Source organism: Sphaerisporangium perillae (assembly GCF_023276435.1).
GTDB lineage: Bacteria > Actinomycetota > Actinomycetes > Streptosporangiales > Streptosporangiaceae > Sphaerisporangium > Sphaerisporangium perillae.
In genome coordinates this window covers 148,606-158,999 of record NZ_JALLPO010000022.1, presented here as the reverse complement: position 1 = coordinate 158,999, position 10,394 = coordinate 148,606, and the positions used below count along the sequence as shown (strand labels likewise).

Sequence of the window (10,394 nt, the reverse complement as noted above, 5' to 3'; positions counted from 1 at the left end):
CGTCGTACGGCGGATGACCCGGCGAACGTTCGCCACGTTGCTCGACGTACAGCGGCGCCGACATCGCCGTACCGCGTCCCGCCGACGCGGCGCCGTGTTGATGACCGTCCTACCGGGCGAAACAGGGCCGTCGTACCGGAGGAACCAGGGGACCGCGACCGGGGGGAAGCTACCCAGCGAGATCCGCCCCGCGCGGTGGAGCGGGGGCTCGCCATACTGCGTCCCGACCACCTATGGCCGGGGACTCCCACACCGGGCCGCGTATCCTCCCCCGCCTGAAGGCAGGGCTCTCCACGCTTAAGGAGATTCGATGAACCGCCTGCGGCCCCGTCAGGAGACGGGAAGCCGGTCGGTGGCCTCGTCCAGGTGGTGGAGCAGCCGGGTGACCGCGGGGCGCGGGTCGCGCCCCGCGACGGTGGCCGCGAAGACCTGGCGTACCGGCGCGTCCTGCGTGTGCAGCCGCAGCAGGGCGACGTCGGCCGGTGTCGCGCGCACCGCGAGCGCCGGCATGAGGGCGACACCGAGACCGGCGGCCACGCAGCCGAGCTTGCCGGTCCAGTCGGCGACCACGATGTCGACCCGGGGATTGAAGCCCGCCGGGAAGTCGGCACGCATCAGCGTGTCCTCCGCGGTGGCCGAGCCGACGATGAAGGCGTCCTCGGCCAGGTCCGCGAGGCGTACGGTGCCCTTGCCGGCCAGCCGGTGGTCGTGCGGCACCGCGACCATCAGGTGTTCGTCGAGCAGGTGGCGCAGCTCGAACCTGGTGGCGTCGACCGGCCGGTCCGGTGACGCACTGACGACGGCCACGTCGGCCTCCCCGGCGCGGAGCCGGTCGAGCAGTTCCGGCGTGCGGCCCTCGACCAGGGACAGGACGACGCCGGGATGCGCCTCCCGGAACGCGGCCAGCGCCTGTGGCACGAGCCCGGCGACGGCGGTGGGAAATGCTCCGACCCGCAGCCGCCCGGCGCCCAGGCCGCGCAGCGCGTCGAGCTCCAGGCGCGCGGTGGCCAGCCGGTCGAGCACCGCCTCCGCGTGCGGGAGCAGGCACCGCCCCTCGTCGGTCAGCGCGACCCCGCGCGGCAGCCGGTCGAACAGCCGCGCGCCCGCCTGGACCTCGAGCGTGGCGATCTGCCGGGACACCGCCGACTGGGTGTAGCGCAGCGCCAGCGCCGCCGTGGTGATCGAGCCGTATCGGGCGACGGTCCGGAAGACCTCAAGGGATTCGACTTGCATGCGGCCATGCTAGTTAGGCATGTCGGATATGCCAGACATTCGCTGGTCGCGGGGCTTGTCGCTCCGTAGTGTCTTCGGCGGGTGATGGCGACGCGCCGTCCCCTCTTCTCCCCGTTCATGGCCAAGGAGCACCTCATGCGCATGACGCTGGACAACCCCGCGACCGTCGCCGCGCCATACGGCGACCGCTTCTCCCACGTCGCACGCCTCGACCTCGGCGGCGGGACGATGCTCGTACTCTCCGGGCAGGTCGCCGTCGACGACGCCGGGGAGGTCGTCGCCCCGGGCGACGTCACCGCCCAGTCGGAACGCGTCTTCGAGCTGATCGGATCCATCCTCGCCGCCCACGGGGCGACCTTCTCGGACGTGATGCACATCCGCACCTTCATGACCGACCTCGGCGACCTGCCGGGCTACGGCGCGGTGCGCCAGCGCGCGTTCCGCGACACGCCGCCGCCCGCGAGCACCACCGTGGAAGTGAGCCGGCTCTTCCTCCCCGGCGCGGTCCTGGAGGTGGAGATCACCGCCTTCGTCCGGACGGACGCCCCCGGCACATGACGGCGGGCGGCCCCGGGGATTCCGTGCCTGACACCGTGCCCGGAGCCTGCCTGCGGGACGATCCGCGACGCGGCACGAGGGCGGGCCGGAGCCTCGGCGACCGAGCGATCCGGACCCGCGTGCCGCACACGTCAGCGGCGGGCGGACGCCGAGAGGGTCGCGTACACGATGATGTTGTCGGTGTAGCTGTGCGCCTTGGGGTTGAAGACCCCGCCACAGGTGATCAGCCGCAGGCTCGGCCGGTCGACGTGCCCGTACACGCGCTTCGTCGGGAACCGGTTCTTGCTCGCCTGCTCCGCGCCGTCGACCGTGAACTCCGCCGTGGAACCGTCCTGCCGGACCACCGTCACCTTGTCACCGCGCTTCAGTTCACGCAGCCGGCTGAACACCGCCGGGCCACCGCGGGTGTTCACATGACCGAGGATCACCGCCGGACCCATCTCACCGGGGGCGGGTCCGAGCCGGTACCAGCCCGCCAGCTTCGGCCGGCTCAGCGGCGGCACCTCGATCTCGCCGTTCTTCTCCACCCCGACCGACGTCAGCGGCGCGTTCACGCCGATCCCGGGGATGCGGATCCTCGTCGGCGCGGACTTGGGGAGCGGAGTCACCGGCACGGCTGCGGGGGACGGCGGCGACGCGGCCGGTGCGGCCTCGACGAGGGGGGCGTTCACTCCCCCCGGGCCGACCGTCGCCACGCCGCCTGCCGCCGCCGGGTCGGTACCGGGGTCGATGGCGGGCGAGCCGTCCTGGGGCGGGTCGCCGGTGACGTCGACCGGGGCCACCTGGGCCGTGAACGGCGTCGGTTCCGCGCCGGCCGCCGATGCGGCGTCCTGCGCGGGCGAGAGGTAGGCCAGCGTGCCGGCCATCACGGCTCCGATCCCCGCGAGGGACCCGACCGTCAGCGCCACCGGGAGCAGGGCCCTCTTCCATGATCTACGAGCGCCCGAAGCGTCGTCACCCGTGGCCTTGGGGCCGGGTGGTTCCGGCGCGCTCAACCCGCGTTCCCTCGGCCCAGGGTCCTGTGCGCCGCGCGGCGGCGTCTGAGCGCGAGACCGCCCACCAGCCCGCCCAGCGTCAGCGCGGTGCCGTACCCGATCAGGGCCGGGGCCGAGGTGTCGTGCTCCGGAGCCTCACCCGTATGCGCTCCGCCCTTCGGCGTCACCCGCACCTGAGGAGTCGTACTGGGCTTCGGCTTCTTGGTGGTCTTCGTCGCCTTGGGCGTCGGGCTAGCGGTAGCCGTAGGAGCCCCATGCCCAGATCCGTCCCCTGGAACAATGACTACCCCCCGAACCGAGTCATCCCCATCAGTGACCTGCCCGTTCCCCCCGGTCCCGTTGTTGTCGTTACCGCCATTGTTGGAGGCTGGCAGGACGTCCACGGTCGCAAGGCTGGCTTCTCCCATGTATTTGCATGTGGTTTTGAAGTACTTCGGAGGGCTCTTGAGGACGCCGGTGATCAAATTGAAGCGGTCCATGACCATATACGGACCCTCACCCTGGACATCTGGCACCTTCTCGAACGTGACCGTATGCCGGTCATACGGCAGATCGGTCTTTGACCACAGGAGCTGCTGAGTCAACGGATGCTCATGGGGAACGCCTTTCGCATAGGCGTTCACCACGGTCACGTCGGTTCCGTTTGACGGGTCGACCGAGATCCGCACTTTTCCCATGTTGTCGGCTTGCTCGGCGAGGAACTCGATACCGGTCCCCACAAAAGTGACCGTCGCCTTGGCATCGACATCGGTGGCGGCGTGCACGTCCTCGTCATGGTCGCCCAGCCCCGCGCGGTTGCCCGCGTACACCCAATCACCAGCGTAAGTGATCGGCCCCTGCTCCAGATTCGTCGGTTCTTTCAGGTTGGCCGTGTCATTGATAGGGACTGTCTCCGCAGGAGGAGTGAAATCGAACACCAGGTCTCGGGGTGTGATGGAAAGCTTGCCTTCTTTAGAAGTGGCGACCGAACCTGAGATGGCAGCAGGCAATTCCAGAATGGCACCGGGACCGAGTTCGCCCTCGTCCTTGCTGCCTGTGGAATCGAGTTGGCCCTGCCAAAGACCGGTCACGTCGACGGTGCCGGTGACCGAGAGCCGGCCCCCTGCCGCGAGCTTCGCGGATGACACCAGCGGGGACTGACCCAGAACCGTCCACTCCAGCGGTATGCGTTCGCCCACATGCACCGTCTTGGGGACCGAGACTTCTACTTCGATCTTTCGGGGCTGCGGCGCCGGCAGAAAAGCACCGTTACTGCACGTGTACTGGAATCTGTAGGAGGTCGTATCGGCTGCACTCGGAGCTGCCGGGAGGGCTACAAAGCTCGCAGAGGCGGCTAAGCCCACCGCCGCCAGTGATCTGCGAGTTCTGGAACTCCACCCGTTCACGTCGCCTCCGATCACCCCGCGGCCCGTGGCGGGCCGAGGTAGATCGTATGACTTTCAACACTTATGGCGGGCTTACGGATGAGCCGATGATGCGGAACGTGGCTGATTTGTGACGTAGCGGGGTGTACCTGGAGGCAAGGGGTGCCATGCCCCGCCGAGCACCAGAATCGTATTCTGGTGCCGTACCCCCAAGGAGGAAGAGAATGCAGCGAGACCTCTTCGAGGAGGAGCATCTGCTCTTCCGCGAGACCGTGCGCGAGTTCATGACCCGCGAGGTCGCACCGCACCACGCGCAGTGGGAGAAGGACGGGATCATCCCGCGCGAGGTGTGGAAGAAGGCCGGTGAGCTGGGGATATTCGGCTTCTCGGTTCCCGAGGAGTACGGCGGCTCCGGGATCACCGACTTCCGCTACAACGCGGTCATCGTCGAAGAGATCATGAGGTTCGGTGCGACCGGTCTCGGCTTCGGGCTGCACAACGACATCATGGCTCCGTACATGGTCGATCTCACCAACGACGAGCAGAAGCAGCGCTGGCTCCCCGGCTTCGCCTCGGGCGAGCTGATCACGGCGATCGGCATGACGGAGCCCGGCGCCGGCAGCGACCTGCAGGGCATCAAGACGTCGGCGGTCCTCGAGGGCGACCACTACGTCGTCAACGGGCAGAAGACGTTCATCACGAACGGCATCAACTCCGACCTGGTCGTGGTCGTGGCCAAGACCGACCCGTCGGCGGGGGCGCGTGGCACCACGCTCATGGTCGTCGAGCGCGGAATGGACGGCTTCTCCCGGGGCCGCAACCTGGACAAGATCGGCATGCACGCGCAGGACACCGCCGAGCTGTTCTTCGAGAACGTCCACGTCCCGGTGGCCAACCGTCTCGGCGAGGAGGAGGGGCAGGGCTTCTTCCAGCTCATGGCGAACCTTCCGCAGGAGCGGCTGTCGATCGCGGTGGCGGCGGTGGCGGCGGCGGAGTCGGTGCTGGAGACGACCATCGAGTACTGCAAGACCCGCAAGGCGTTCGGCCGGAACATCGGCGCCTTCCAGAACACCCGCTTCGTCATCGCCGAGCTGTCGACCGAGGTGGAGATCGCCCGCCACTACGTGGACAAGTGCATCCGCGCGCTCAACGCCAAGGAGCTCACGGTCGTGGACGCCGCGAAGGCAAAGTGGTGGACGACGGAGCTCCAGCACAAGGTCATCGACCGTTGCCTCCAACTGCACGGCGGGTACGGGTACATGACGGAGTATCCGGTCGCGAAGGCGTGGATGGACAGCCGCGTGCAGACCATCTACGGCGGCACGACCGAGATCATGAAGGAGATCATCGGCCGCTCCTTCGGCTTCTGAGCGACCCGTACGACCGGCGGCCGGTCGACCCGTATCTGAGGAGTGCGGATGGCCGACGTCATCTTCGTGGCCCTGACGATCGCCGTCTTCGCGATCGTCAGGCTGGTCGTGAGCGCGGTGGAGCGCCTGTGAGCGCCGTCAACGCCGCCGGCCTGGTGGTGGCCGCCGCCCTGGTGGTCTTCATGGTCGTGGCCCTGCTGTTCGCCGAGCGCTTCTGATGAGCGCGACCACCGCCGGGGTCCTCTTCATCGCCTCGCTGATCATCGCCCTGGCGCTCTCCCATCGCCCGCTGGGCGACTACATGTACCGGGTCTACACCGGCACCCGGCACAGCCTCGTCGAGCGCGGCGTCTACCGCCTGATCGGCGTGCATCCCGGCGCCGAGCAACGATGGGCCGTCTACGCCCGCAGCCTGCTGGCGTTCTCCGTGGTCTCCGTCCTCGCGCTGTACGGCCTGCAGCGCCTCCAGGACAGGCTGTTCCTCGGCCTGGGCCTCCCCCCGGTGCCCGACCACGTCGCCTGGAACACGGCGGTCAGCTTTGTGACCAACACCAACTGGCAGGCCTACGCGGGGGAGTCCACGATGGGCTACCTGGTGCAGATGGCCGGGCTGGCCGTGCAGAACTTCGTCTCGGCCGCGGTGGGCATGGCGGTGGCCATGGCGCTCGTACGCGGCTTCGCCAGGAACCGGACCGAGCTGCTCGGCAACTTCTGGGTCGATCTGGTGCGCGGCACGCTGCGCATCCTGCTGCCGATCGCCTTCGTCGCCGCGCTGGTCCTGGTGGCGGGCGGCATCGTGCAGAACTTCGCCGCGCCGCACGAGGTCACCACGCTGACCGGCGGCACCCAGCTCATCCCCGGCGGGCCCGTGGCCGGCCAGGAGGCCATCAAGGAGCTGGGCACCAACGGCGGCGGCTTCTACAACGTCAACTCGGCGCACCCGTTCGAGAACGCCACGGGCTGGACCAACTGGCTGGAGGTCTTCCTGCTCCTGGTGATCCCGTTCGCGCTGCCGCGGACCTTCGGCAGGATGGTCGGCCAGCTCCGCCAGGGCCGGGCGATCCTGGCCGTGATGGCCGTGATCGCCCTGGCGAGCGTCGTGCTGACCAACGTGTTCGAGCTGGCCGGTGAGGCGACCGTGCCACAGGCCGTGGGCGCGGCCATGGAGGGCAAGGAGGTCCGGTTCGGCGTCCCCGGCTCCGCCACGTTCGCCGCCCCGACCACGCTGACCAGCACGGGCGCGGTCAACTCCGCCCACGATTCCTTCACGCCGCTCGGCGGGATGATGACGCTGTTCAACATGATGCTGGGCGAGGTCGCGCCCGGCGGCACCGGCTCGGGCCTGTACGGGATGCTGATCCTCGCGGTGATCACGGTGTTCGTGGCCGGGCTCATGGTCGGCCGCACGCCCGAGTACCTCGGCAAGAAGATCGGCGCGCGGGAGATCAAGCTGGCGTCGCTGTACTTCCTGGTCACTCCCGCTCTGGTGCTGAGCGGTACGGCCCTGGCCATGGGCTCGCCCGAGCAGCGGGCCGCCATGCTGAACAGCGGCCCGCACGGCTTCTCCGAGGTCCTGTACGCCTTCACCAGCGTCTCGAACAACAACGGCTCGGCCTTCGGCGGCCTGACCGCCGGGACCCCCTGGTACGACGTGGCGCTCGGGCTGTGCATGGTGCTGGGCCGGTTCCTGCCGATCGTCTTCGTGCTCGCCCTGGCCGGCTCCCTGGCGCGGCAGGCCCCCGTCCCCGCGTCGGCGGGCACGCTGCCGACCCACCGGGCGCAGTTCGTCGGCATGGTCGTCGGCGTCACGATCATCCTGGTCGCCCTGACGTTCCTCCCCGCGCTGGCGCTCGGACCGCTCGCAGAAGGACTTTCCTGACATGCCGCCCTCTGTGCTCGGCACCTCGAGCCGTACGCTCGGCAACGGCGGCAAGGTCGGCGCCGGCGTGCTCGATCCCCGCCAGCTCTACACGTCGCTGCCCGGCGCGTTCCGCAAGCTGAACCCGTTCACGCTGTGGCGCAACCCCGTCATGCTGGTCGTCGAGATCGGCGCGGCCTTCAGCACCGTCCTCGCGATCGAGGACCCGTCGGTCTTCGCCTGGGCGATCGTCCTCTGGCTATGGCTGACGGTCCTGTTCGCCAACCTGGCCGAGGCCGTGGCCGAGGGCCGGGGCAAGGCGCAGGCCGCCACGCTGCGCGCGGCCAAGCGCGGCACCACCGCCCGGCGGCTCACCGAATGGGAGCCGGGGCACGAGAAGGTCTCCTTCGAGACCGTCAGCGCGGCCGACCTGGCTCGGGGCGACCTCGTCATCGTCGAGGCCGGACAGATCATCCCGGGCGACGGCGACGTGGTGGAGGGCATCGCCAGCGTGGACGAGTCCGCCATCACCGGCGAGTCCGCCCCGGTGATCCGCGAGTCCGGCGGTGACCGCTCGGCGGTGACCGGCGGCACCAAGGTGCTGTCGGACCGGATCATCGTGCGGATCACCCAGAAGCCGGGCGAGAGTTTCGTCGACCGCATGATCGCCCTGGTCGAGGGCGCCAGCAGGCAGAAGACCCCCAACGAGGTCGCGCTGAACATCCTGCTGGCCGCGCTGACGATCGTCTTCCTGATCGCGACCGTCACCATGCAGCCGATGGCCATCTACGCCAGGAACACCAACCCCGGCATCCCGGACTCGCTCGCCCTGACCGCCGACGGTGTCAGCGGGATCGTGCTGGTGTCGCTGCTGATCTGCCTGATCCCCACCACGATCGGGGCGTTGCTGTCGGCGATCGGCATCGCCGGCATGGACCGGCTCGTCCAGCGCAACGTGCTCGCCATGAGCGGCCGCGCGGTCGAGGCGGCCGGAGACGTGAGCACCCTGCTGCTGGACAAGACCGGCACCATCACCTTGGGCAACCGCCAGGCCGCCGAGTTCGTGCCGGTCGCGGGGGTCGAGGAGATGGAGCTGGCGCTCGCGGCGCAGCTGTCCAGCCTCGCGGACGAGACCCCCGAAGGGCGTTCGATCGTGGTGTTCGCCAAGCAGGCCCACGGGCTGCGCGAGCGCGCGCCGGGCGAGCTGGCCCACGCCTCCTGGGTGCCCTTCACCGCCCAGACCCGCATGTCCGGGGTCGACATCGACGGCCGCGAGGTGCGCAAGGGCGCCGCGACCGCGGTGATGAAGTGGGTGCGCGACCACGGCGGCCACCCCACCGAGGACGTCGGCCACCTGGTCGACGGCATCTCCGGCTCCGGCGGCACCCCTCTGGTCGTCGGCGAGGTCGCCGACGGCACGGCCCGGGTGCTCGGCGTGATCCACCTCAAGGACGTCGTCAAGCAGGGCATGCGCGAACGGTTCGACCACATGCGCCGGATGGGCATCCGCACTGTCATGATCACGGGGGACAACCCGCTGACCGCGAGGGCCATCGCCGATGAGGCCGGCGTGGACGACTACCTCGCCGAGGCGACCCCCGAGGACAAGCTCGCCCTGATCAGGCAGGAGCAGCAGGGCGGCCGGCTGGTCGCGATGACCGGCGACGGCACCAACGACGCCCCCGCCCTGGCCCAGGCCGACGTCGGCGTCGCGATGAACACCGGCACCTCGGCCGCCAAGGAGGCCGGGAACATGGTCGACCTGGACTCCAACCCCACGAAGCTCATCGAGATCGTCCAGATCGGCAAGCAGCTGCTCATCACGCGCGGGGCGCTGACGACGTTCTCCATCGCCAACGACATCGCCAAGTACTTCGCGATCATCCCCGCGATCTTCGCGGTGGTCTATCCCGGCCTGGACGTGCTGAACGTCATGCGCCTGGCGAGCCCGCAGTCGGCGATCCTGTCCGCGGTCATCTTCAACGCGATCATCATCGTCGCGCTGATCCCGCTGGCCATGCGCGGTGTCCGATACAAACCCTCCAGCGCCTCCGCGCTGCTCAGCCGCAATCTCTACGTTTACGGGCTCGGTGGCGTCATCGCGCCGTTCATCGGCATCAAGCTCATCGACCTGCTCGTCCGAACGCTCCCGGGGATGTCGTAGATGGAACACATGCCGAGCTGGGTCCGCCAGCACATGGCCGCCGCGCGTGCCGTGATCGTCCTGACGCTGCTGCTCGGCGCGGTGTACCCCCTCGCCGTCACCGGCGTCGCCCAGGCCCTGTTCCACGCCAGGGCCGGCGGGTCGCCGGTCGAGAGCGGCGGCCGGGTCGCCGGCAGCGCGCTCATCGGCCAGTCCTTCACCGGCGGGGACGGCGCCCCGATCGGGAAGTACTTCCAGAGCCGCCCGTCCGCAGCCGGGAAGGGCTACGACCCGGCCGCGAGCAGCGCGAGCAACCTGGGGCCCGAGGACGTCCTGGACGTCCTGCCGGTCCCGGGCGCCACCAAGGGCAGGCAGTCGCTGCTCACCCGGGTCTGCGCCCGCTCCCAGGCGGCCGGCCGGCTGGAGGGCGTCTCCGGCGCCCGCCCGTACTGCACCCCTGACGGCGTCGGCGCGGTGCTGAAGGTCTTCCCGGCCGTCGGCGCGCCGGCCCGCGCGGTCAGCGTCAACCAGGCCTGCCCGGCCACGCCGTTCGTCACCCGCTACCAGGGGGTGACGGTGGAGTGCGGCAGGCCGGGTGAGGACTACGCCGCCGGCCGTACCGTCCCGGTGCGCGGCGACGCGAAGGCCGTGGTGCCCGCCGACGCGGTCACCGCGAGCGGCTCGGGGCTGGACCCGCACATCTCCCCCGCCTACGCCGCGCTGCAGGCCCCGCGCGTCGCCCGGACGCGCGGCCTCCCCCTGGCCGAGGTCCAGGCGCTCGTCAGGCGGCACACGACCGGTCGTAGCTTGGGCTTCATAGGCGAGCCAGGCGTCAACGTGCTCGAACTCAACCTGGCACTCGACGGGAGATGA

Annotated in this window: 9 protein-coding genes; 6 read left to right on the top strand and 3 right to left on the bottom strand. The window is 69.8% G+C overall.

From position 1 onward, the window contains the following. Positions 1 to 330: 330 nt before the first annotated feature. Complete coding sequence (locus MYF83_RS22650) at positions 331 to 1,233, bottom strand: LysR family transcriptional regulator (protein ID WP_248962617.1); 903 nt, start codon at positions 1,231 to 1,233, stop codon at positions 331 to 333. Between the two features lie 135 nt (positions 1,234 to 1,368). Between MYF83_RS22650 and MYF83_RS22645 the strand changes: the two genes are divergently transcribed. Then, on the top strand, positions 1,369 to 1,791 hold the full coding sequence (locus MYF83_RS22645; protein WP_248962616.1) for a RidA family protein: 423 nt from the start codon (positions 1,369 to 1,371) through the stop codon (positions 1,789 to 1,791). A gap of 131 nt (positions 1,792 to 1,922) precedes the next feature. Here the strand turns inward: MYF83_RS22645 and MYF83_RS22640 are convergent, their stop codons facing one another. Both MYF83_RS22640 and MYF83_RS22635 read right to left on the bottom strand, forming a co-directional pair. Next, positions 1,923 to 2,786, bottom strand: coding sequence for a class F sortase (locus MYF83_RS22640; protein ID WP_248962615.1), 864 nt, complete (start codon positions 2,784 to 2,786; stop codon positions 1,923 to 1,925). Continuing rightward, the gene (locus tag MYF83_RS22635) at positions 2,783 to 3,964 is read right to left on the bottom strand and encodes a hypothetical protein (protein WP_248962614.1); all 1,182 of its coding nucleotides are present in this window, start codon (positions 3,962 to 3,964) and stop codon (positions 2,783 to 2,785) included. Before MYF83_RS22635 ends, MYF83_RS22640 begins: the two co-directional genes overlap by 4 nt. Before the next feature lie 410 nt (positions 3,965 to 4,374). On the opposite strand from MYF83_RS22635, the gene MYF83_RS22630 reads away from it, so the two are divergent. The 5 genes from MYF83_RS22630 (at position 4,375) to MYF83_RS22610 (ending at position 10,394) form a co-directional block, all read left to right on the top strand. Next, positions 4,375 to 5,520, top strand: a complete 1,146-nt coding sequence (locus MYF83_RS22630; RefSeq protein WP_248962613.1) for an acyl-CoA dehydrogenase family protein — start codon at positions 4,375 to 4,377, stop codon at positions 5,518 to 5,520. Between the two features lie 128 nt (positions 5,521 to 5,648). Then, positions 5,649 to 5,738 carry a potassium-transporting ATPase subunit F gene (locus tag MYF83_RS22625; RefSeq protein ID WP_248962612.1) on the top strand — a complete coding sequence of 30 codons (90 nt, stop codon included), beginning with the start codon at positions 5,649 to 5,651 and terminating at the stop codon, positions 5,736 to 5,738. Next, positions 5,738 to 7,399 carry a potassium-transporting ATPase subunit KdpA gene (gene kdpA / locus MYF83_RS22620; protein WP_248962611.1) on the top strand — a complete coding sequence of 554 codons (1,662 nt, stop codon included), beginning with the start codon at positions 5,738 to 5,740 and terminating at the stop codon, positions 7,397 to 7,399. The genes MYF83_RS22625 and kdpA overlap by 1 nt, the downstream gene beginning before the upstream one ends. A gap of 1 nt (position 7,400) precedes the next feature. Continuing rightward, entirely contained in the window at positions 7,401 to 9,542 is a 2,142-nt protein-coding gene (kdpB, locus tag MYF83_RS22615) for a potassium-transporting ATPase subunit KdpB (RefSeq protein ID WP_248962610.1), read from the top strand. Further along, positions 9,543 to 10,394 carry a potassium-transporting ATPase subunit C gene (locus tag MYF83_RS22610; protein WP_248962609.1) on the top strand — a complete coding sequence of 284 codons (852 nt, stop codon included), beginning with the start codon at positions 9,543 to 9,545 and terminating at the stop codon, positions 10,392 to 10,394.

Bases quoted from the DNA above. Each gene is read 5' to 3' on its own strand.
- kdpB (WP_248962610.1), top strand. From the start codon at position 7,401: ATGCCGCCCTCTGTGCTCGGCACCTCGAGCCGTACGCTCGGCAACGGC.
- MYF83_RS22630 (WP_248962613.1), top strand. From the start codon at position 4,375: ATGCAGCGAGACCTCTTCGAGGAGGAGCATCTGCTCTTCCGCGAGACC.
- MYF83_RS22650 (WP_248962617.1), bottom strand. From the start codon at position 1,233: ATGCAAGTCGAATCCCTTGAGGTCTTCCGGACCGTCGCCCGATACGGC.
- MYF83_RS22645 (WP_248962616.1), top strand. From the start codon at position 1,369: ATGCGCATGACGCTGGACAACCCCGCGACCGTCGCCGCGCCATACGGC.
- kdpA (WP_248962611.1), top strand. From the start codon at position 5,738: ATGAGCGCGACCACCGCCGGGGTCCTCTTCATCGCCTCGCTGATCATC.
- MYF83_RS22610 (WP_248962609.1), top strand. From the start codon at position 9,543: ATGGAACACATGCCGAGCTGGGTCCGCCAGCACATGGCCGCCGCGCGT.